Consider the following 23287-nt stretch of genomic DNA (forward strand, 5'->3'; position numbering starts at 1 on the left):
TGATACATACTGACGTTTCATACGTATATGATAAGCCATTCTATACAACGAGGTGAGTTCATGAAGGTGCTCTTTTTTAGTGATCCAGGTATTGATGATTCTCTCGCTATAATATATGCCCTTTTGCATCCCGATATTGAATTAGTGGGTATCGTTACGAGTTATGGGAATGTGTCCAAGGAACAGGCCACACAAAATGCGCGTTACTTGGTTCAATTGGCAGGTATGGAGAATGACGTGAGAATCATCGAAGGGGCTCGTGGGCCCTTTACAGGAGAGATAGCGACGTACTATCCGGAGATCCATGGACCTAAGGGGCTAGGGCCGATCCAGCCTCCTGAGGACATTAGTACGGAAGCGGAACCCTTTACGGTGATATTTGATTTGGTCAATGAATATGGAGATGAACTCGTCGTTCTGGATACGGGACGGTTAACAGCTTTAGCGATGGCCTTCCTTATTGATATTGATACCATGAATCAGGCGAGAGCCTTTCATATCATGGGAGGGGCTTTTCTCGTGCCAGGGAACATCTCCCCTGTGGCTGAAGCTAATTTTTACAGCGATCCGTTAGCTGCGAACATCGTCACAAATCAAGCCCAAAACTTGTTTGTCGTCCCTTTGAACGTGACGAACTACGCTTTAGTGACGAGTGAAATGATTGATACGATTGATTTTTATGCGGAGAATCCCTTTGGTGAACTGATCAAGCCTGTTGCAGATTTTTATATCAATGCTTATGCTGACCTGGTTCCTCATCTGAACGGGGCTCTATTACACGATGTGCTCACGGTCAGTTCAGTGGTGAATCCACACATTCTTAGATATATAGAGAAAAACGTAGACTTACAGATCAATGGTGTGGCAAGAGGGTTAAGTGTCGCCGATTTCCGTCCTACTGCGCAGTTAAATGAAGAGGAAAATATAGTGAAGTTAGCGATTCACATTAATTACCCACTGTTCATGAATGACTTTATGCAGATCATGTGCAACTGATACTTGCGTGTTTGTTGTCTATATTTTGGTAGATTTTTATGGTCGTTGCCACATATCCGTCATGTTAATTTTAAAACTTTGATGATGTTTTTTTAAAATCCTTGACAAATGTCGTATTATGCGCTTGCCCAGGAAATGATCTTATTCATCCATATTCCTCGTGTCGTTTTTGCAATGACGCTTGGTTCTGTTCATTCACTTCCTGTAAGCATCGGATTAGGCCAAGCTGGCGAGAATAGCGTTACGATTAATGGAGTCTTTGAATATGGAGGGAAATATAACCCATTTCGGATTCAGGAAAATGAATACCGTATTGTTTCGCATGCTCGGCCATCTTTTGAGCGCATTGAAACGCTCGCTCATACTTTTTCTTAATCAGGGTTAATATTTCAGGATCCATGGTATCCAGTGACTCTCCATCCTCTATCCTGACTAAGGCGAACTGTAAATGGGTGATAAGCCGCTGATAACCAATGCTTTCTTTATCGATCTTCAAACCGATGTTTTCGCCCACCATATTAATGAGTTCGTTAATAAGGGTCGTCTGTTGGAGTGTCTTGCTCATACTGTGCGTACTCATTTTTGCTGTGTTGATGTGCATCGCAATATACCCTGCTTCGTCATCGGGGATGTCAATGCCGATTTTCTCTTTGATAAGGGACTGTGCCCACAACCCTACTTCATACTCTTTGCGATATAGGACTTTAATCTCATTCAACAGCTTATTTTCAATTTGGATGTTTTGCTTCATTCTTTCGAAGGCAAAAGATAAATGGTCTGTCAGCGCGATGTGCACACGTTGGTTTAATTTTGCCTCTAGCTTTTGTTCAGCGTATGATATGATTTCTTCTGCAATCATAATGTGTTCTTCTGGTATGGTGCGTAATAGCTCTAGAAAGCGCTCGTTCCCCTCTTCCATAACGAACACTTTTTCAATCTGATGTCTAGGAATAATATCGTTTTTCTTTTTATTAAAACCAATACCGGCACCCATGACGATTTTTTCACATTCATCATCGTGTGCAACGACAGCATTATTGTTTAGAACCTTTTTTATCTTATAGACGTGTCGATTTGTCTCCATATTCAACCTACCCTCTCCCACATTCTAGCATCACACTATGCTGTTGCAGCATCATATAAAAAAGTGACTCTGTCTCAATATAGCAGAGCCTCCCTTTTTTTGTCATGTTATTTCTTTGCTTTGATTTTTAGAATGTTTGTTTCACCCTTCGATGTTTGGACGACAGACATCGTCTCCATGCTTTCTACCTGATCTCCATTGGTTATTAATACAGGGGTTACAGTATCATTTGCCTTTTCTTTCACGAGTTCCAAGTCAAAGCGAATGAGACGATCACCCGCTTTGACCTTGTCCCCTTCTTTAACAAAGGATTTGAAGCCTTCCCCGTTCATGGCTACCGTTTCGATACCGATGTGGATCAAAATCTCGATACCCGCTTTAGATTCAATTCCAATGGCGTGCTTAGTTGGGAAAATCTGAACGATTTTACCTTCAACTGGTGAGACAACTTCTCCTTCACTTGGCATGATTGCGACACCGTCGCCCATCATCTTTTGTGAAAACGTCGGGTCAGGTACCTCGCTTAGAGAGACTATTGTTCCGGTCAGTGGAGAGACGAAGGTTTCTTGTTCTGGCTTGCCACCCACTATTTTGTTCATGAGTTTTTCAAACATATCGCTTCACCTTTTTCTATCTAAGAATGAACTGGCTTACAAGGTCATGCTTGATTCGTATGTCGTTTGATATGTGCTACCACTTGCTCAGCGGTCTCAAATGTGAGTGCTTCTGTTACGACCGGCTCTAGGTCCGCTTTGTTAAGCTTAGCGATTTGTTGTCTCGCCGGTAAGATGGACGTCGCACTCATACTGAACTCATCAAGCCCTAAACCGAGTAATAACGGGATAGCCACAGGGTCTCCTGCCATTTCACCGCACATGCCAACCCATTTGCCCTCTTGATGTGCCGCATTAATCACCATGCGGATCATTCTAAGGATTGAAGGATGGTATGGCTGATATAAGTAGGATACTTGTTCATTCATACGGTCAGCGGCCATGGTGTACTGAATCAGATCATTCGTTCCGATACTGAAGAAGTCCACTTCTTTGGCAAAGACGTCTGCGAGTAAAGCCGTTGAAGGAATTTCCACCATAATACCTAATTCGATATGTTCACTCACTTCTACGCCTTGCTGTTGAAGAGACTGTTTCTCTTCTTCTAATAGCTCACGTGCTTGACGGAACTCTTCTACTGTTGCCACCATCGGGAACATAATCTTTAATTGGCCTGCCGTACTCGCACGTAAAAGCGCGCGTAGTTGTGTGCGGAAAATATCTTGTTTGTCTAAACACATACGGATGGCGCGGAAACCTAAGAAAGGATTAAGCTCCTTAGGTAAATCGAGATACGGAAGTTCCTTGTCACCACCAACATCTAATGTTCTAACGACAACAGGCTTATCTCCCATTTGTTCTAGCACTTGGCGATACGCTTCATATTGTTCCTCTTCAGAAGGCATCTCATTTCGACCCATGTATATAAACTCTGTGCGGAATAATCCGACCCCTTCTCCACCATTACTGAGGACAGCATCGACATCTTTTACAGTACCGATATTGGCTGCAAGCTCCACCTGATGACCATCTTCAGACACAGACGGTTCATTAACCAGTTTTTCCATTTCTTTTCTTTGCTCAACGTACTCTGCCTGCTTTTGTTTATACTCATTGATTTGCTCATCTGATGGGTCCACTAACACCTGACCTTGAATGCCGTCAACAATGAGCAGCGTACCGTGTTCGACTGTTTGCGTCACGTTTTTCGTCCCCACAACCGCAGGGATTTCCATTGACCTTGCCATAATGGCAGAATGAGACGTACGACCACCGATGTCCGTCGTGAACCCGCGAACATATTCACGGTTAATTTGTGCTGTATCAGAAGGGGTGAGATCATTGGCAACGATCACGACTTCCTCCTGTATCATACTTGGATTCGACGTAGATACGCCTAGCAGATGGCCTAACACACGTTTCGTCACATCTCTAAGATCTGAGGCTCTTTCTTTCATGTAGTCGTTATCCATCTGTTCAAACATGGTAATGAAGCCATTGGCTGCCTCATTTAATGCATACTCAGCGTTGACCTCTTCGCTTTTAATTTTATCTTTGACTTGTTGAATCAGCTCTGGATCATCTAGCACAAGGAGGTGAGCTGAGAATATTGAAGCTTTATCTTCTCCAAGCTCTTTTTTCGCATGGTCACGTATCGCTTCTAACTCTTCCTTCGCTGTGTTGATGGCTGTCTCAAGTCTGCCTTGTTCCGCTTCGACATCTTCCACCGGCTTTTTGGATACGTCTAATTCCTCATCTTGCATGATAAACGCTTTCGCGATTGCAATACCTGAGGAAGCCGCAATTCCTCTCAACTCTGCCATCCTTATTCTCCTAAACCTTCATTTTTCATTGATTCTTCAATGGCTTGTAGCGCTTCATCAGCATCGTCGCCTTCTGCTGTTACTTTAATATCTGCTCCTTGTTGAATGCCTAAGGACATCACGCCCATAATGGACTTCAGGTTAACGGACTTTTCTCCGTGTACGAGTTCAATTTCAGAGTTAAATTTAGACGCCGTTTGGACTAACTGTGTCGCCGGACGTGCATGTATCCCAGATTCACTTGTTACTTTAAATGTTTTTTCAGCCATCGTGCAAAACTCCTTTTTGTTTGTTTATATGTTATTTTGTCGATTCGGAAAGAGATTCATTCTAAAATAAAGCCCTTTCATGGCAAATAAAAAAGCATGGATGTATGCACAGTTTCCCCCTCAGCTGAGTGAGTAAACGTGTTCAGTCACATCCATGCCTGATCGAGTCAGTCACATGTAAGGTATATGGTTTTTGGTTAAGGTTAGGTTAGCAATTTAATGAACAATCCTATCGACAATCATAGACATATTACCACAATAGATTGTAAGATTTCAATACATAAAGACTAAATTTACTTTTTCCTTTCTTTTTTGATACGATTTAGACAGACAAAAAGTCGGAATTGAGGGATAATGATGAACATTATTGTTAGCACACTAAATGCAAAATACATTCACACTTGCTTAGCTTTGCGATACCTCAAAAGCTATGCACAGCCAGAGTTTGAAGTGCAAATGAAAGAATTCACGATAAAAGATCCGGCTATGAATATCGTCACGGAGTTACACAGTCTTCAACCGGATATCATCGGATTTAGCTGTTACATTTGGAACATAGAGCAAACAATCCCTGTGATTCAGATGCTTAAAAAGGTCCATCCCGATTTAAAAATTGTACTGGGGGGTCCTGAGGTCTCGTACGATGTCGAGTACTGGTTTGAACGCGTGCCAGAGATAGACTTTATCGTCGTGGGTGAAGGAGAAGACACGTTTAAGCAACTCTTACAGGAAGTGCAAAGTGAGCAGAAGTATCACATGGTCTTTGGTTTGGCTTATCGTCATAAGAACGGAGACGTCATCGTGAACCCGCCAAGGCCAAAACTAGACTTAAAAGAAGTGCCCTCTCCCTTTCGTTTTGAAGAAGATACACAACATCTCGCAAAGCGTATTACCTATATCGAAACCAGCCGAGGATGTCCCTTCAGCTGTCAGTTTTGTCTTTCCTCAATTGAGGTCGGCGTCCGGTACTTTGATATTGAGCGTATGAAAGAAGAGATTTTGTTCCTAATTGAAAACGGTGCCAAGCTCATCAAATTCGTCGATCGTACCTTCAACATTAAACGCGACTATGCCATGGAGATGTTTGATTTCCTCATCAAAAACCACCAAGGATGTGTGTTTCAGTTTGAGATCACTGCTGACATCATGCGACCTGAAGTGATCACATTTTTAAACGAGCACGCACCGCCTGGCGTCTTTCGATTTGAAATCGGGGTGCAATCAACGAATGATGCCACAAATGAACGGGTACAAAGAAAACAAAACTTCAAAAAACTCAAGCGCACAGTAGAAATGGTTCGAGACGGAGGAAAAATCACACAACATCTTGATTTAATTGCGGGTCTACCAGAAGAAAACTATGATTCGTTCAGAAAAACGTTTAATGATGTCTTTACCCTCGGGCCTGAGGAGCTACAGTTAGGGTTTTTAAAGATGTTGAGAGGGACAGGCGTTCGCCTGAGAGCAGCTGAGCATGATTACGTCTATATGGACCAGGCTCCATATGAAATCTTAAGTAACAACGTCCTACCTTTTGAGGATATTGTTCGCATTAAGCGTGTAGAGGATGTGCTTGAGAAGTACTGGAATGACCACAGAATGGATCATACTATTCAATATATCACCCAACAGACCTTCTCCTCCCCCTTTGATTTCTTCCAATCCTTTGGCGATTACTGGGAGGAAAAAGGTTGGTCCAAGATCGGTCATCAATTAGAGCATCTTTTTCAACGGCTAGACGACTTTCTTTTCACATCGAATGTACCACAGTATGATTTTATCAAAAGCTTGATGAAGTACGATTTCTTTATGCACCATAAGCACAAGCCACGAAAAATATGGTGGCACCATGAGATGGATAAGAGCACAAGAAAACAACTGATCCGTGCCATATCTGAAAATCCTGAGCATTGTGCTCAAGGGTTACAGAGATTAGAGTTAAATGAACAAGCCTTGCAAAAACATACTATGATGGATATTATCCCTTATGATCTCGGTCAATATTTCAAAACGGGTCAAATTCAGCAAAGTGCCACTTGCCTGATGGTCTATTACAACCCTAAGACACAACAACCGACGTCTTTCTTCTTCCCTGTTTCAGAGCCTCTAATTGGAACAGCTTAGTTCGCAACGAGCAGTGACCGATCATCGTTCACATCACTATACAAAAAAGACAGCTATGCTATAGTAGCTGTCCTTTTGTGCTTGGTCATAAGTTTATGTACATATGTATATAAAAAAGAGGCCTCCCATGGGGTCATGAGAGGTTACCAAAAACAATTCATTGTAGACGGCAACCTGGCAATCATAGTCTGTAATAGACCGTAGACCCATGGCTTTGCGACACTCCCTTTCGGAAGTTGTGCCCTTTTCATTTTGACATTAGAATGGGTATGGGTAATGGGATGGAGTCAATACTTATCATAACCTATACTTTGTCTTTTGTATAGTCCTGTTTTTTCGACAGGATCTGCCATTTTGTCGAGTACGTCTTTTTATACAGTTTGATTAAAATAATTTTATCAATCATTTCGTATGATAAGATAAACGATTAATCCCAGTACCGGAAACGCAATGGTCCCCACCAAAACAATGATGGCGAACTCTTTACTATTCCCTTTCCTTAATGAATCCCGATAGGCCCAAATGCTCGTCACAATGTTTAATATAAATAAAAATAAGAGGCCTATTAGAATACCACTGAACATCATGACCCCTGGAAAAAATTCATACATCATTTTGTTTATTCCTCTCCTCTCCCTGAACGTACCATGTTTGCTATGTACACGACCAGATTCATGCACGACCTTATAAACATGTCACTCATCATTTTAGCACATTCAATACATCATACGTGCTCATCACAGAAGAGTTTCAGTCACTTTGGTTAACATTCATCAGAACAGTGGTAACTGGTCGAGATTATTTGACGGATCTCCATCCGCATTACTACGCAAATGGGGTGCTCCGTCCCTTCCTGTAAATACGTTTGCGCCTTGAATTTGTCCCTCCATGACCGCTTGTTGTGCATCTTTGTAATGCAATGTACGTCCCTGACTCGTTTTAAGTTCAACAATGTCGCCGTCCTCATTTTTTCGTACAGCAACAAAGTGTTCTTCTTGTCGATCCTGACCTGTGTTTCCTTGGTTTTGGTCCAAACCTGAACCCTCCTTTGGTTTATATTTACGCATTATTGTACCCTTTTTTACTTATGTCATAAGTGATGGTTTGGTCTGCATATCTTTGGCGTTGCCACAGCGTGAATGCAACGGGGCACATTGATTTAAACTAGGTCTAAACCGAAGGGGGTGACAAACATGACACGTAAAAGATTACTTGTACCTGAAGCACGCCAAGGCATGGACCTGCTTAAGGCAAGGGTCATGAGAGAAAACGGGTATACCACGCAGTCTCCAGAACAGGTCAAGTATGAGGTAGCCCAAGAAAAGAATATCGCACTTAAGAAGGGGTATAATGGCCAGCTGACTTCAGCCGAGGCGGGCCAAGTAGGGGGGCCAATCGGTGGCCATATGGTAAAAGAACTCGTGCGAATGGCGCAGGAAAACATCGTTAAGGATAATCAATAATGGTTCGCGTCAAGTGCGGGGTAACCCTCCAGCACATCTCTTCATGTCGCACTTCTGCGTTCACCCAGCTTTTATCATGGAAAGCAAAGCTGTTTAATGCAGCGTCTAAATCAATCAAAAAATCACCCTCCTGTTGGGGATGCCAACCGAAGGGTGATGGATTGCATTTCATGCTTGATGCTATTTATCTGATTTAAGGTTGTTGGTTGAGTGCTTCGTACACATCGACTAAACCATGACCGAATGCTTCGTCATGCCCGTTCTTCCCTAAATCTTCAGCCGTTTGTTTCAAATGTGTGATCACTCTAGCTGGAGACGTCTCGGGGTATGCTGATTTAACCATACCCACTGCCGCCGTCACTTTTGGCGCAGCCATACTTGTCCCGATCGCCCATCCGTAGGATCCTTGCTCCACGGGTACTGTACTCAAGGCTTGCGCTTCTTCATCAATAAGAGATACATCTTCTTCTGGGTTAGGCCATTCCGGTCCTAAGTCACCACCTGGGGCACCCAAATCAACGTTTGAGGAGCCATAGTTGGAGTAATAGGCAAGTGTATCTCTATTAGTAGTTGAAGACACGCTAATGACCCAAGGAATATCTGTAAAAGTATCAAAGAGTGGGCCATAGATTTTGCCCTCACCCGGTTCTGTATGAGAGGCCTTGCCTAAATCCATAGCGCTATTACCATTTGCACCGACAATAATCATGCCTTTGTTCTGGGCGTACTTGACCGCTCTCTTAGCGGATTGATGAAGGAGACGAGATTGTTCGTCCGTCATCGTGCTATACGTACCTAGGCTTAAGTTAATGACATCCACCCCATCATCAGCGGCTGTTGTAATCGCATCTAAAATACCTGCCCAAGACATGCGGCCTTCACTGTTGGACACACGATAGGACGCTATACCTAACCCAGGACCGACCCCTTTGACACTGCCATTGGCCGCAATTGCACCTGCCACATGAGTCCCGTGCATACCACTATCGGTGTAGGCATCCTCTTCTGTCGCCTCTGGGAAAAAGGTTTTACCATATAATAAGTTGGGTTGTAAATCAGGGTGACTAAAATCAATCCCTGAATCTACCACACCGACAACGACGTCATGGTTTCCTTGATTGATGTCCCAAGCAGCACCATGAGCCGTGACACGCTGAATATCCCACTGATATTCTTCATATAGGTTAGCATCCTGATTGTCGTCAGTATTCAAATCTCTATCCGCTTGGATCCATGCGTCATGTGCACGAATATCAACATGGCGATTAGCCTGCTGTACGCCACTCATATTTTGCACATGTGTCATAAACTGCTCATCCGATGACTTAACATGTAAGACCCCAACTTCGCGAGCTTCGTAGATGATGTCGGCTCCTTGTGTGATATCATGAACGACCTCATCGTAAGAAGCGTTCTCCTTCACGAGTACGATGTATTCTTGTTCCTCTTCTCCTAAGGCCACACCTTGGTAGCCAAGTACTGTAAACGCGAGCGCCAGTACCAGACCGATCATCCAAAAACGTTTCATATTGTTTCCCCCTACATTTTTAATGATTGATATTGATTAACAAACCTGTTAAACATTGCTGATTAACACATACTCTTAGTGAAAAATAGCGTTAGATAGCCAACGGTATAGATAATCTGTATGATCTCTAAAACTAGGTTCTAAACCGATGAGGGTGACATCTTGATCGTTATGCTTAACCACAACAGGTTGGCCTTGAGCCGCTTCTCGATTTCTCCAATGACCAGAAGCAAAGAAGTTCTCCTGATCAGCATAACGGGCGACAATTGTGACATCACTTTGTTCAACGTCATTAAACCAAATCGGTCTATAAACAAAGCCGATGTCTTCAGCGTTATAGCCAGAGGATAAGATGTCATCCTCAATGTCGAGATGGACAATCCCGTTACTATTCGCTTGTCCCAAAGAATAGGACACATCGGTAAGGTCGAGTTGAGCGGTTGCATGAGTCGCTAGTGCACCTACAGCAATATATTGACCACCGTCTTGTACAAAAGTATGGACATTGTCTTTAAATGCTTCAAATTGTTGCTCGTTCTCAAGACCAAACGGCGCGTTCGCCTCAGAAAGGTTTGTGGAAATGAGTTGTGATGTGCCACTGTAAACAAATACGTCAAATTCACTTAAGATACCATTTGCCACTTCCCGCGGATGCAGCTCGGCCACACTAAAACCTAATCTTTCTAAAGCGAGTCTTGTACCGGCATGCGTTTGTTGTTTGTTCATACCGCCGTCTTCTAAGATAGCCACACGCAGGGTCTCTAATCTATTCACATCTTCTGGTAATTCAGTTGTCTGAAGACGTAAACCTGCCTCGCTGACTGCTTGTTGCAATGATGAACCACGTTCGGCTTCAACATAGAACTGTCCTTTGTCATCCTTGTACACATCGATGCCTTGCATCAGTAGATCATTCACCAATTGAACGGATGCCACAGAATCGTTTGGAATCATATAAGGTCCCTTACCCTCTAAAGCTCCCTTCTCCTGTACTTGTTGAACAGGAGAAGTCTTGACATCAAATGAAGTCTGAATAGGGATGGCATCAAAACCCCATAAAAGAGGTAAGCTCCATGATGAAATATCATACATTGATGGCGCATCGTCGCTGATATCTTCCCCTTCCCACAGCATGGTGTTGATCAATCCCGCTTTCGCTTGTTGTAGACTGACAACGTACGTCCCTTGCGGATACGTTTGACCACCTGCCTCAAACGACTGTACGGCACGTTCGACCTGTATGTCATTACGTATTAAGTGCTTGACAGCCTTATGGGTTACCGTTGGATCAGCGTCGTCTACAGGCAAGACGTAAGCTTCAGGGAAAAAGCCTTCAGGATGAGAAGGATGGTCAAACTGAATGCCACGCTTGAACATTTCGATTTGGTCCACAAGCATGTCCTGTTTGTTCTCAGTGGCAAACTTTAACGCACCCATTGTCGCGTCATACGTCCAGCGTACACCGTCCCAATCGTTGGTTGGTGCTTCAAGTGTATAGCCGTATGCGCCATGGTACATGGCATACATGGGCGTAAATATCGGTGGATAATCATCCCAGCCCGAGGAGCCATCTCGATAAGGGATATAAGAACCCGTCATTTCCTGATAATCTTGGCTTTCATAAGCGTCTCTGTGGCTTACGATTTCAGATTCCATCGCTTCTGCCTGATCCTCGGCCCACTTAATAAATAAATCATACTGATAGTTAGGGTTATGGGGTGGGGTACAAGGCTCGATGAGACCGAGTTGGCCTGGATACCAATCGGAATAATCAACATAACCGTGAAGATCTAAAAAGACCATCGGTTGCCACTCCGTTATTAAATCGACCATCTGTTGGGTCTCTGGCTGAGATTGCGTGATAAAGTCACGGTTCAGGTCTATGCCATTTCCATTAAAACGGGTGGCCATGACACGCCCGTCTGGATTTGCAACGACATTAAAGATAAGAATGTTATCCTCTAAGATATTCGTCGTCTCCACATCGTCATTAAATGCGAATCTTTCAATCAACTGGAGTACGGCGTCCGTGCCAACAAATTCCGTACCATGAATAGAGCCGTTAATCATGACCGGGACTTTAAAATCCGGATTAGCGTCTACCCAATCCTGAGCTTTTTCAGGGTTATTGAACATTTGTTGTCTGAGTGCTTTATGTTTACCTAAACGTCCATTTTCACTAGGTTCTGAGATCGTCACTACGTACATTGGCCGCCCCTCGCTAGACGTCCCTCTTTCTTCTAGTTGTACACGAGGACTTTGGGCGTATTGCTTTAACTTTTCTTCAATCTCTGAGTACTTGACGAAATCATAGTGTTCTGAGTTAAATGGACTTCTGTCAGCTTCCTCCTCGTTTATGTTGACATACTTCCAGGATGGTTGCTGATTCGGGGCTTGTCCCTGTTCAGCGACAACCGAAGGCAGTGAAGCTGTGCTAGCCAAGCCAATGGCTAACATACTAGCGATGACTTGTTTTTTCATCTTTCCTCCCCCTTTAAAATGTTTTACATAGCTTTTTGTCCCGCGTGGCATGGTGTATGTACGTTCTTGGTCCATACTTCCATGCTCAACGTCTTGAGGTGGGTAATTATTTAGTAAAGTGAATAATTAGTCACTCTAAATCATTATATCAGAAACGGAATCGTTGTTGTTAAAAAATGTTGTGAATTGATCTGTCTACATCAGAAAACACTAATATAGCCCTATTCACTAGCGTGTCAATGGTTCTTTGTTACACTCATTTCTATTTTATATGATTTTTTTAGATAAGGGACGACAATCTACACATATATGTTGACATAAATCTTAGGAGGCATGAATATGCACAGTATGAAAATAAAGCAAAACCAGCAAAACAAAAGCGATCAACACGAATTCATGAAAAAATATGTCTTGTTAGTCATTTTGATTCCTTTATTCCTGTTCTTAAGCCCTGGCTTCGAATCGGTTGGATATGCTCACTCGAACCAACCCATTAACTGGGGTTTTAAGAGAAGCACTGACCATCAACCACCTTCAGCAGGGCAAGAATATGAACAACTATTAGCGGAGCATAACGCTTTTTATCTAGGCGATACGGACAAAAAAGACATCTATCTTACATTTGACAATGGTTACGAAAATGGGTTCACAGACGACATTTTAGATGTACTAAAAGAAAAAGACGTACCAGCCACTTTTTTTGTCACAGGTCATTTTTTAAATGAACAGGCCCCTCTCATTAAACGTATGGTAAACGAAGGCCATATCGTGGGTAACCATTCATGGGGGCACCCGAACTTCACAAAAATCAGTGATGAACGCGTAAGTGAAGAATTACGTAAAGTAGAGCAAAAGTTTGAAGCTATAACAGGTATGAAAGGAATGAACTATCTTCGCCCGCCCCGAGGCGTCTTTAGTGAACGTACCCTCGCACTAGCAGACCAAGAAGGGTACATGAACGTATTCTGGTCTTTGGCCTATGTCGATTGGAAAACAGACCAACAAAAAGGCTGGAAGTATGCTCACGATCAGATTATGAAGCAAGTCCATCCGGGAGCTGTCGTTCTTCTTCATACGGTTTCCAGTGATAACGCAGAGGCCCTTGCACAGGTGATCGATGACATAAAAGCAGAGGGGTACGAGTTCAAAAGCTTGAACGACCTCGTCGTGGAAAAAGAGTTAGGCCTGAACAGTGATATTTTCAACCCATAATTTAAAAGAAGGAGCTGCTCTGTAATCGCAACTCCTTCCATCCATTAAACTTGTCTTTGGGCATAGCCCACTAAAAACTGTAGAATCACATGGGCGGCTAGGCGACTGGTCATGTCTCTAAAATCTTTGGTCGGATCGATTTCCACGATATCCATCCCTTGCACGATATCTTGTTGGGCTAAGTCACGCACAGACGCCAACAGTTGCTGACTAGCCATACCGCCAGGGCCGATAGCGGGACATCCAGGCGCTTCAGATTGATCGAGGACATCCATATCAACAGATAAATATATGATGTCACATGATGCCTTGAGGTGGGCCAGCGCATCCGTTAAGATGTCATCCATTTGTCGTTCTCTTACGTCTTTCATGGTAAAGACACGTACACCCTGTTCCTGTGCATATTGATGATACCGTTTAGAATTGGAAAAACTACGGATGCCGATTTGCACTAATTGATTCCCTTTCAAGGTACCGGATTGAATCAATCCTCTGAACGGTGTGCCATTGGAAGGTCCCCCATCTTCAGTGTTTCGCAAATCGTGGTGCGCATCAAACTGAATGACCCCCACTCGATTACCCCATGACCGTTGGGCTTCAATCCAACCTTGTAAACTGGGACATGAGATTGAATGGTCGCCACCGAGGAAAATAGGGATCATGGACGGGTACAGCGATGCCAGTTGGGCCGCTGTCTCGCGTATGCGTTTGTGAGACTCAGTGATGTCTGTGACATGCATCTGTATGTCTCCACAGTCCCACATAAATAGATTTTGGAGGTCTACCTCCTCTTCTATGGCGTATGTGGTGGCCTGAAACAATGCCTGCCGGATACTTTGCGGGGCAAAAGAGGCCCCAGAATGACTAATGGACGGTTTAGACAACGGCACGCCCACGAGTCCTATGCCTGAAACGGAGGGACTAAGCGTCGCCTCAGAAGATGCGGACGAGTCAGTCTCATCTGCTTGAAGCGGCATCGATGTGATGATATCCCCAACCTTCGTGATTCCGCTATCTCTAAATACTGCTTCTCCAGCTGGGTGTAAATGTGTAAACGTCTTAGAACTCATCTTGTCGACATCCTCTCACCACTTTTATTTTCCCTTTCTTAATGACCGTATTAACATGGTTCACACCATAATGATAAGGAATATACTGATAATTCGGTGCGTCCCACAACACCACATCCGCTTGCCAGCCTTCACGTATTTGTCCCACTGAATGACCGCGGTTTATGGCATGAGCTGCATTGACCGTCACCGCATTCCAAACTTCTGCAGGATTCATCTTTAGCTGTAACGCTGCTAAATTCATAATGAATTGTATATTCTCCGTTGGTGAACTCCCAGGGTTAAAGTCAGTGGATAAGGCTACACTCACCTGATTTTCTATCATTGTACGTGCACGTGCATGTTCAGTTTTGCCTAAGTAAAAGGAGGTCCCCGGTAAAAGAACGGCGGTGACTTTATTGGCTGCGAGCTGTTCAATCCCATTGTCGGAGGACCCTACCAGATGATCAGCTGACGTTGCCCCTAATGCGGCGGCCAATTCTGTTCCACCCAGTGGATCAATTTCATCAGCGTGTATTTTCAGTCCGAATCCTTTGTCCTTTGCGGCGGCCAGATAGCGTTTAGACTGTTCAACGGTGAATACCCCTGTTTCACAGAAAATATCAACGAATTCAGCCAGTTCCTCCCGTTTGACTTCATCTAATATATCTATCATGAGGTCAAGCATCCCATCAGGGTCCTGTTTCCATTCCTTCGGTATCGCGTGCGCGCCTAAAAAGGTAGAGACGATATCGGTATCTTGTTCTTGTTGTAGGCGTTTAACGACCCGTAGCTGCTTGAGTTCTGTTTCGCGATCTAACCCATAACCACTTTTGGCTTCAATCGTTGTCATACCATAGGAAAGCATCCGTTCAAGATGAAAAGTGGCCTTGTCATACAATTCATCTTCTGTTGCCCTGCGTGTCATTTCCACCGTTGAGAGGATACCACCGCCTTGGGCCAGTATATCCAGATAAGGAATACCCTTTAATTTGAGATCAAATTCATGCTCCCGAGACCCACCGAATACAAGGTGAGTATGTGGATCTACGAGTCCAGGCGTGACGAGCTTTCCTTTACAATCAATCATCTGATCGCTCTTAATCTGTTGCGTTGTCTGATCTTGCATCTGCCCTATATAAGCAATGCGGCCATCTTTAATCCCAACCACAGCATCCTCTAGCATGGGAACATGATTCATCTGCTCCCCAGTCACCGGTTGGTCGTGGTCATGATTCATCGTCAGTAACTGACCAATATGCGTCAGCAGTATGTCCACGTGAGTTGGCTTAGTGCCAGTGTTATTTTGAAGTTCCATGTTTTTCCCCTCCTAAAAAATCAGCTATGATTAATCATAAACGTATCATCATGACAAGTAGAATCTTCGTATATTTTTCGTTTTAAACTTTTATCTATCTAATCTATTCATTCATGGGTAGACGTACGCCCTTTTCGGCTGCAACGTCCTTAGCCACATCATACCCTGCATCCGCATGACGGATAATGCCCATACCAGGGTCCGTGTTTAATACACGTTCTAAGCGCTGTTTCGCTTGTTCTGTTCCGTCTGCGACAGCCACCATCCCCGCATGGAGTGAGTAGCCCATACCGACACCACCACCATGGTGAAATGAGACCCAGCTTGCGCCAGCGGCAGTGTTTATCAAGGCATTTAATACAGCCCAATCACCTACGGCATCGCTACCGTCCTTCATGCTTTCCGTTTCTCTATTAGGTGAAGCGACAGAACCACAGTCTAAGTGATCTCTGCCAATCACAATCGGTGCTTTTAACTCCCCTCGACGGACGAGTTCGTTTATGGCAAGACCCATTTTGACTCGCTCCCCATACCCTAACCAACAGATACGGGCAGGTAATCCTTGAAACGCCACTTTCTGTTGTGCCATATCGATCCAGCGGTGTAAGGCTTCATTCTCTGGAAACAGCTCCTTAATCAGGGCATCAGTACGGTAAATATCCTCTGGATCTCCTGATAAGGCTACCCACCGGAAAGGGCCCTTTCCTTCACAGAATAGAGGTCTCATATACGCTGGCACAAAGCCAGGGAATTGAAAGGCCTGATCCACTCCTTCATCCTTGGCGACTTGACGGATATTGTTTCCATAGTCAAAGACGACAGATCCACTCCGTTGCAGGTCGAGCATCGCCTGCACATGTGTGGCCATACTTTGCTTCGCTTCTGTCATATACCGGTCTGGATTTTCATGACGAAGTTCTGTTGCCGCTTGTAAAGTATACCCGCTAGGAATATAACCGTTTAAAGGGTCATGTGCAGAGGTTTGATCGGTGACGATATCTATTTTGACTTGTCTCGCCGTAAGCTCAGGCAACATATCCGCTGCATTCCCAACCAATCCAATTGAGAGTGCTTCGCCTTGTCGTCGCGCTTCCTCAGCCCATGTGAGTGCTTCTTGTAATGAGTGTGTTTTGCGATCACAATATTGTGTCTTTATCCTCTTGTCTATTCGCGCCTCATCGACTTCAATGGCAATGACCACTCCCTCATTCATGGTAACGGCTAGTGGCTGTGCGCCTCCCATGCCACCCAGACCTGCTGTAACCGTTAAGGTGCCTTTCAAGCTTCCACCAAAGTGTTGGTTTGCCACGGCTGAAAATGTTTCATATGTTCCCTGTAAAATGCCTTGTGTGGCAATATAGATCCAACTTCCTGCCGTCATTTGACCGTACATCATGAGTCCCTCTGCTTCTAGTTCACGAAAGTGTTCCCAGTTCGCCCATTGGGGGACTAAGACAGAGTTAGATATGAGCACCCGCGGCGCTTGCTCATGTGTTTTGAAAACGCCAACCGGTTTTCCGGATTGCACGAGCATCGTCTCATCGTCACCCAGGGTTTTTAATGTACGTACGATGGCGTGATACGCATCCCAGTCTCGTGCAGCCTTCCCTATACCGCCATAGACGACGAGATCTTCAGGTCTTTCGGCGACCTCAGGATCGAGGTTGTTCATGAGCATACGTAGCGCCGCTTCTTGTTCCCATCCCTTACATTCTTTCTCCATTCCTGTTTTCGCTTTGATGACACGGTTTGTGTTATTCATCATCGTACCCTCCCTTAATTCATAACAGATTTGTTTTGTGATGGATCCAAGGTTAATTCGTAAGGTGCTTCACTAGGATTAAATGTGTCCTGTAACCATGCAGCGAGATGTTCAATATCTTGAGCTGTGGCACGGTCCTGATTCAGGGACTTAACCTGCTCTCTCCCTAACGTATAAAAGGCACTCGTGACGGGAGCAAGACGCTCTGGACCTCGATACTCCACCGCTTGCAGAGCACAAAATAGCTCAATCGCCAACACACGACGGACATTATCAATGACTTGGGTCGCATGTCTTGCGCCGATCGTTCCCATACTTACATGATCCTCCTGATTGGCGGACGACGGGATAGAATCAACACTTGCTGGATGGGCCAGTGTTTTATTCTCTGAAACGAGGGAAGCGGCACAGTATTGCAGAATCATGGCCCCTGACTGTAAGCCAGGTTCTGGACTAAGAAAAGCTGGCAAGTCATTAAGTTGGGGATTAACCAAACGTTCAATTCTTCGCTCTGAAATATTGGCCATTTCAGCCATCGCAATGGCTAAGAAATCCATGGCTAAGGCCATCGGTTGTCCGTGAAAATTGCCACCCGACAGGACATCATCCGCTTCGGCAAACACCAATGGATTATCGGTGGCTGCATTGATCTCTACCTCGAGCTTATCTCGCACATATTGTAAGGTTTGCCATGTGGCTCCGTGTACTTGAGGAATACATCTTAATGAATAAGCGTCTTGAACACGCAACTCTCCCTGTCTAGTGACTAATTGACTATGTTGCAAACAGTGTCTAAGGCGCTTCGCTACCGTACGTTGTTCCTGATAACCACGTGCGAGGTGAATGCGATCATCAAACGCATCGATGACACCTCTTAGTCCTTCTATGGTCATTGAAGCGATCAAGTCCGCTTGCAAGGCCACCGTCTCTGCGTTAAGCAGATTTAAAACGCCAACGGCCGTCATGACCTGTGTCCCGTTTATGAGTGCCAAGCCTTCCTTAGCTTGTAAACGAAGGGGCGTGATTTGCTTTTGCTGAAAAATATCTTGGCTCGACACGATGTGCCCTTCTTTGTATACCTCTCCCTCCCCCATGACGACGAGCGCCATGTGAGATAGCGGTGCCAGATCACCACTTGCTCCTAGTGATCCTTGTTGAGGAATCACGGGATGGATGTGCTCATTGAGTAGTTGAACTAAAAATGAGATGACTTCCGGACGCACACCAGAGTAACCTTTGACTAAGGCATTGGCCCTCAGGAGCAAAATGGTACGACTCACTTTTTCATCAAACGGTGCACCGACACCACAAGCATGACTCCGTATCAGGTTTGTTTGTAACGCCTCTACCTCATGCTTATGAATATAGACGTCACTTAATTTCCCAAATCCTGTCGTAATGCCATAAACGACTTGATTCTGCTCAACGATATCCTGTACCGTTTGATGGCTTTCCCGCACGCGAAACCATGCTTCGTCTTTAACAGCCACCTTTTCACCTTTCATCACGACACGGTGGATTTCGTCTAACGTTAATGAGTACCCGTCTAAGGTGACTCTTTCGTTTCTCTCCTCTACCATTGCAATCCTCTCCTTATTTGGGATAAGGTCTAAAAAAAACAAAAAGGGGCTACATCCCCTGCGTCGCAGAAGATATAGCCCCCTCATAACTCATGACTATGGGCCTAATATTCACTTGTTAAATATGGTTAACGCCTAATCCCACAGCTTCGTGCTCTAAGCCTTTCACTGGTGCTCCGATCGTGCCATACAGGGCGACCGCAATCCACTCCCCTTCATCCTCCTTATCGGGGTATGGTTGGCCTCTGACAATGGCGAACGTAAGACCAACTGTTCGTAGGACAGAACCTAGCTGGACTTGCCCTCTTGTCACACCATGTAACGCTTCAATGATGGCATGATACAGCGCGTGTGTGTCTCGATACGTGTCTGTACTGATTAAACCGTTTCTTTTAGCTGCCGTTTCTATTGCCGCCACAATTTTGTGGGTGTCCATGGCTCCTGATTTGCCGATACAGTAGGTAAAGCCCTGCTTGACCACTTCATCTGCAAAAGGGGAGGTACCTTCATCTTGCGCATGGAGAGCAAGTATAACGGCATTTCTACCAATCCGATGGTCCGTTTGCTGATTCATTATGTCCCTCTTCCCATTTAAGTCAATGTCTTAAAGATGCTTACTATCTATATCTCATCACTTAGGTCTCATAACTAATGTCTAAACACCTTATCTTATAACTAGTATCTTCTTACATTGTAGAAGGGGAGGAAATCGTTGTCAATATGTCTTCATTGATCTATGCTCCCGCTGCATATATTTTTTTAGAGCCAGCTTGACTTCACCTTGCAAATATTCTACCCAAATGGCATAAGTGTCGCGATATCCTTTGTGTCTAAAATCAATAGACACCCCTTGTTTAGACATCATCTCTTTCTCAATGACAATGCCCTCCCGCTTCAAGGCAGCCTTCGCTGTTTTTAAATCTTGCAGCACTTGATGCCTGACGTTCTCACCCCATTCTTGATACACTTCCTTCAGCTTGATGTCGACGCTTTGTAGCCGGCGCTCATTATAATCTAGGCATTTTAATAGCACTTGTAAGACCGTATACGTTTTTAACGTCGCAAATGGTGAAACAGTTTTCATCCTAACTTCACCCCTTATCAAGTTAGACAGATACGCAAGGAACGTATGTTCTTATTATGCCATAAAAAAAGGAGGAATTATAGTCCTTTCCTCCTGGTTATATTTACCTATTAACGATGGTGATGCGCTAACTAGTGCTTTGTACAGCTTGTATCACATCAGAAAATGATTTATCCGCCATAGAATGAAGGGTCAGGCTGACTTCTTTCTCTGGTGGTCTGTGCGTGGTGATCGTATTCGGCACCCATACACAGTGTATACCTGCACTTACTGCTGCGTGTGCCCCGTGCCCCGAGTCTTCAAAGGCAATCGCTTCTTCACCTTTGATCCCGAGCTTATCTAGCGCACGCAAATATAATGCTGGGTCAGGCTTGACGTGCTCTACGTCATCACTCGTGTTGATGGTCTCAAAATAATCGTAGATGTGGTGAGCTCTCAGGTAATGCTCAACCCACTCACGCTCAGAACTAGAAGCTAAGCCGATCTTAAGTCCCATTCGTTTCGCCTCGGAGAGATATTCCCTGACACCCGGACGTAAATCCTGCTCCAACATGATTTGCTCGTATTTCTCTTTTCTTTGTTGGAATAAGATAGCTTTATCCAAGCGTTCCCCTATCAGTTCCTGTAGATAATCATCAGGATGGAAAGCATCAAATGTCGTCCCAACCACTTGTAAGTATTTCTCTAAAGGGAGCGTTTGATTATACTTGGCAAATACATGATCAAAAGCGTGATACCACGCTGTTTCGGTATCTAAAATCAACCCATCAAAATCAAAAATAACGCCTTTAATACTCATATTTGTTCCTCCTCCACTCTTCAATACGGATAGATGTTTCTCTTTCATTTCTCTCTCGTTTCTCTCTCGTTTCTCTTTCGTTTCTACTTTTTACTACTTCGTGACCTGTTACGATACAGCAATGAACCGAGTGAGCCACGCGATATAATGGGCCGCAGGTATAAACAAAAGCTGGGCCAACAGCGTGCCACAGACTCTTGAGATCACAAGCATGCCCGTAACGTCTCTCAACGTTAAGTAACGTCCTTGATTCCGATGCACTTCATCCGCTAGTAAGGACACTTTCGGATCGATAAACACAACAAGCAGAACGGTGGCGATACCGTTGACCAACCCTGAAGCCATAATGGCAGTGGCGGCTCGATCTGGTGCGAGTAGAGCCGCGTATAAAGCCGAAAGCACCCCGATTGTGTAAATCGCAGTGATTAACATATTCATGAGGAAAAAAGACACTGGCATCGCCTTAAGATTAAGTTTATTTACAAAGGCTAAGGTTGGCCATTTAATATGCCGACCTACCCTTTTCCAAATACGAATATGTAAGGATGAACGGAGTAGTGCTGGTATAGAACCTTTTTCCTGGTGTAGGTGCAATACCGCTCTGGAAAATAAAGCCACGAAAGTCGGAAGTAGGATGGCCCCTAATAGGGTGCCAAATGTGGCCGCTCCAATAATGACCCTAAACTGTTGACTGACATAGGTCAGCGTGTCGACATGGGGGGCGACATCTATGAGACTCCCTGTGAAAGGCTGTTGGACCATATTCCCCATTCGCGATACGATCACTAACATATTAAACAATGAGAGAGACAGAGCTAAGAATCCTATTCTCGCTCCTGATAATCGTGTGCCGTAAGCCAACGTTTCAATGGTATGAATAAGAATAATGAATACGGAAATTAACAGTACTTTGGTCGTTATCACATCCACTTTAGCAGCTCCTAAGGGTTACTAGTCCCATTCTATCACGCTTCCTTAAGTATGTCTCATATACGAAAAATAAAAACTACCCAAGAAGGGGTTGGGTAGCTTTTACTGTGTATCTGTGCTTATTCTTTTCGCCCCTAAGTAAACTTCTCGGTATAGCGAGTCACGTTTATTAAGGTTTTCAATCTGTACACCATCCTCGGGCACAGGAGAGGCATGAATCATGTAACCGTGACCGGCGTAAATACCGACATGACCGACAATACGGTTGCTTTCAAAACGTCCTGGCCAATAGAAGAACAGTAAATCTCCACGCTTGAGATCTTTGACTGGGACATACTCTCCTCGTTTGGCTTGATGACGAGACACACGTGGCAAATCAATGCCATGTTGCTTATACACGTACTGTGTAAAAGAAGAACAATCAAATGTCTCCTCATAACCTGAGGGTGATCCAAAGACATAAGGGGTGCCTAAGTACTGCTTCGCTGTCTCAATGATACTATCCGCAACTTGTGGGGCAACAGCCGGGATATCCTCCGTGTCACCGTTATCATCTTGTGGCAGGTCGTCCAAACTCTCATGGCGTTTAAAACCGTAAGACTCCGTTTCGCGTTCAGTATTGATTGTGATACGTCGGTCTTGCTTTTTTGCCTCTACGTTCTCCCCTAAGATTTGGTTCAAGGAGATAACGGGAATGAGGACTTCCTCGTCCACCATCGTTAAAGGCGAAGACAATCTGACCTCTTCCCCCTCCACTAAAGTTCGGTTGGTTTGTAAATCGAACGCTAGCAACACATCTGTGAAACCAGCTTTAATGTCTTGACCTTCATCCACAACCTTATAATTTAATAGCTCTAACACTGGCACGAGTGGCACATAGGTTAACCCACCTTTACGGTACGTTGTGATGTCGTCCAGTGTTTCACCGTTTAACATAAGCGTCATGGTTTCTTGGCCCTTTTGCAAAGCACCATTCTCAGATTGATCCGCGCTGAAAGGATTGACATGTAAATCAATGAAGGATTCATCTTGATTTTGTTGTTCCATCCCTTGATCTCCCGTTCCACAAGCGGATACTAGGACACTTAACAGCAGCATGATCATGACCTTTTGACCATGTCTCAGTTGCACTATTATCACCATCCTCCCACTCTATTTTTTGCCATTCAGACGATTTTCATCCATTTATTTAACAAATATATGTGGACATACTGTTTCTCAGCAGCGCATA

Annotated in this window: 22 protein-coding genes and 1 riboswitch; of the genes, 4 read left to right on the plus strand and 18 right to left on the minus strand. The window is 44.4% G+C overall.

All coding sequences use genetic code 11. From position 1 onward, the window contains the following. The first annotated feature begins 60 nt into the window (after window positions 1–60). Window positions 61–996 (plus strand): nucleoside hydrolase, encoded by a 936-nt coding sequence (locus JKM87_RS11455; RefSeq protein WP_202080502.1) that lies wholly within the window; start codon window positions 61–63, stop codon window positions 994–996. Between the two features lie 247 nt (window positions 997–1243). On the opposite strand, the gene JKM87_RS11460 is transcribed toward JKM87_RS11455, so the two are convergent. From JKM87_RS11460 to JKM87_RS11475, 4 genes are all read right to left on the minus strand, one after another. Then, window positions 1244–2080 (minus strand): PRD domain-containing protein, encoded by an 837-nt coding sequence (locus JKM87_RS11460; RefSeq protein WP_202080503.1) that lies wholly within the window; start codon window positions 2078–2080, stop codon window positions 1244–1246. Window positions 2081–2187: 107 nt separating this feature from the next. Next, window positions 2188–2694, minus strand: a complete 507-nt coding sequence (locus JKM87_RS11465) for a PTS sugar transporter subunit IIA (RefSeq protein ID WP_202080504.1) — start codon at window positions 2692–2694, stop codon at window positions 2188–2190. Between the two features lie 44 nt (window positions 2695–2738). Further along, entirely contained in the window at window positions 2739–4457 is a 1719-nt protein-coding gene (gene ptsP, locus JKM87_RS11470) for a phosphoenolpyruvate--protein phosphotransferase (RefSeq protein WP_202080505.1), read from the minus strand. A 2-nt stretch (window positions 4458–4459) separates the two neighbouring features. Then, entirely contained in the window at window positions 4460–4726 is a 267-nt protein-coding gene (locus JKM87_RS11475) for a phosphocarrier protein HPr (protein WP_202080506.1), read from the minus strand. Between the two features lie 357 nt (window positions 4727–5083). On the opposite strand from JKM87_RS11475, the gene JKM87_RS11480 reads away from it, so the two are divergent. Next, window positions 5084–6850 carry a B12-binding domain-containing radical SAM protein gene (locus JKM87_RS11480; protein ID WP_202080507.1) on the plus strand — a complete coding sequence of 589 codons (1767 nt, stop codon included), beginning with the start codon at window positions 5084–5086 and terminating at the stop codon, window positions 6848–6850. Window positions 6851–7015: 165 nt separating this feature from the next. After that, window positions 7016–7103, minus strand: a riboswitch (cyclic di-GMP riboswitch). A gap of 145 nt (window positions 7104–7248) precedes the next feature. Here the strand turns inward: JKM87_RS11480 and JKM87_RS11485 are convergent. Next, window positions 7249–7461, minus strand: coding sequence for a PLDc N-terminal domain-containing protein (locus JKM87_RS11485; protein ID WP_202080536.1), 213 nt, complete (start codon window positions 7459–7461; stop codon window positions 7249–7251). Between the two features lie 162 nt (window positions 7462–7623). Continuing rightward, complete coding sequence (locus JKM87_RS11490) at window positions 7624–7884, minus strand: DUF3892 domain-containing protein (RefSeq protein ID WP_236838771.1); 261 nt, start codon at window positions 7882–7884, stop codon at window positions 7624–7626. Window positions 7885–8043: 159 nt separating this feature from the next. Here JKM87_RS11490 and JKM87_RS11495 point away from each other — a divergent pair, with 159 nt between their 5' ends. Beyond that, window positions 8044–8313, plus strand: coding sequence for an alpha/beta-type small acid-soluble spore protein (locus JKM87_RS11495; RefSeq protein WP_202080509.1), 270 nt, complete (start codon window positions 8044–8046; stop codon window positions 8311–8313). Here JKM87_RS11495 and JKM87_RS18090 read toward each other — a convergent pair. The 3 genes from JKM87_RS18090 to JKM87_RS11505 form a co-directional block, all read right to left on the minus strand. Next, complete coding sequence (locus JKM87_RS18090) at window positions 8297–8431, minus strand: hypothetical protein (protein WP_272899207.1); 135 nt, start codon at window positions 8429–8431, stop codon at window positions 8297–8299. The two genes, JKM87_RS11495 and JKM87_RS18090, sit on opposite strands and share 17 nt — an antisense overlap. A gap of 75 nt (window positions 8432–8506) precedes the next feature. Further along, entirely contained in the window at window positions 8507–9841 is a 1335-nt protein-coding gene (locus JKM87_RS11500; protein ID WP_202080510.1) for a S8 family serine peptidase, read from the minus strand. A 75-nt stretch (window positions 9842–9916) separates the two neighbouring features. Further along, window positions 9917–12322 carry a M14 family zinc carboxypeptidase gene (locus tag JKM87_RS11505; protein WP_202080511.1) on the minus strand — a complete coding sequence of 802 codons (2406 nt, stop codon included), beginning with the start codon at window positions 12320–12322 and terminating at the stop codon, window positions 9917–9919. Between the two features lie 396 nt (window positions 12323–12718). Here JKM87_RS11505 and pdaA point away from each other — a divergent pair, with 396 nt between their 5' ends. Continuing rightward, window positions 12719–13534: a delta-lactam-biosynthetic de-N-acetylase gene (pdaA, locus tag JKM87_RS11510; RefSeq protein ID WP_202080537.1), complete on the plus strand. Its 816-nt coding sequence runs from the start codon at window positions 12719–12721 to the stop codon at window positions 13532–13534. A gap of 44 nt (window positions 13535–13578) precedes the next feature. Here the strand turns inward: pdaA and hutG are convergent, their stop codons facing one another. From hutG to JKM87_RS11555, 9 genes are all read right to left on the minus strand, one after another. Further along, on the minus strand, window positions 13579–14604 hold the full coding sequence (gene hutG, locus JKM87_RS11515) for a formimidoylglutamase (protein ID WP_236838772.1): 1026 nt from the start codon (window positions 14602–14604) through the stop codon (window positions 13579–13581). Beyond that, on the minus strand, window positions 14594–15901 hold the full coding sequence (hutI, locus tag JKM87_RS11520; RefSeq protein WP_202080512.1) for an imidazolonepropionase: 1308 nt from the start codon (window positions 15899–15901) through the stop codon (window positions 14594–14596). Before hutI ends, hutG begins: the two co-directional genes overlap by 11 nt. 103 nt (window positions 15902–16004) lie before the next feature. Continuing rightward, a complete protein-coding gene (gene hutU, locus JKM87_RS11525) occupies window positions 16005–17663 on the minus strand; it encodes a urocanate hydratase (RefSeq protein ID WP_202080513.1) in 1659 nt (552 codons plus the stop codon). A 14-nt stretch (window positions 17664–17677) separates the two neighbouring features. After that, window positions 17678–19243, minus strand: coding sequence for a histidine ammonia-lyase (gene hutH, locus JKM87_RS11530; protein WP_202080514.1), 1566 nt, complete (start codon window positions 19241–19243; stop codon window positions 17678–17680). Between the two features lie 118 nt (window positions 19244–19361). Further along, window positions 19362–19817, minus strand: a complete 456-nt coding sequence (gene hutP, locus JKM87_RS11535) for a hut operon transcriptional regulator HutP (RefSeq protein WP_202080515.1) — start codon at window positions 19815–19817, stop codon at window positions 19362–19364. Window positions 19818–19958: 141 nt separating this feature from the next. Next, window positions 19959–20327: a YhjD family protein gene (locus JKM87_RS11540; RefSeq protein WP_202080516.1), complete on the minus strand. Its 369-nt coding sequence runs from the start codon at window positions 20325–20327 to the stop codon at window positions 19959–19961. 127 nt (window positions 20328–20454) lie between these two features. Then, window positions 20455–21126, minus strand: a complete 672-nt coding sequence (locus JKM87_RS11545; RefSeq protein ID WP_236838773.1) for an HAD family hydrolase — start codon at window positions 21124–21126, stop codon at window positions 20455–20457. A gap of 108 nt (window positions 21127–21234) precedes the next feature. Beyond that, the gene (locus tag JKM87_RS11550; RefSeq protein WP_202080517.1) at window positions 21235–22056 is read right to left on the minus strand and encodes a lipid II flippase family protein; all 822 of its coding nucleotides are present in this window, start codon (window positions 22054–22056) and stop codon (window positions 21235–21237) included. A gap of 102 nt (window positions 22057–22158) precedes the next feature. After that, window positions 22159–23187 carry an NlpC/P60 family protein gene (locus JKM87_RS11555; protein ID WP_202080518.1) on the minus strand — a complete coding sequence of 343 codons (1029 nt, stop codon included), beginning with the start codon at window positions 23185–23187 and terminating at the stop codon, window positions 22159–22161. Window positions 23188–23287 lie beyond the last annotated feature (100 nt).

It is taken from the genome of Caldalkalibacillus salinus, assembly GCF_016745835.1.
Lineage (GTDB): Bacteria > Bacillota > Bacilli > Caldalkalibacillales > JCM-10596 > Caldalkalibacillus_A > Caldalkalibacillus_A salinus.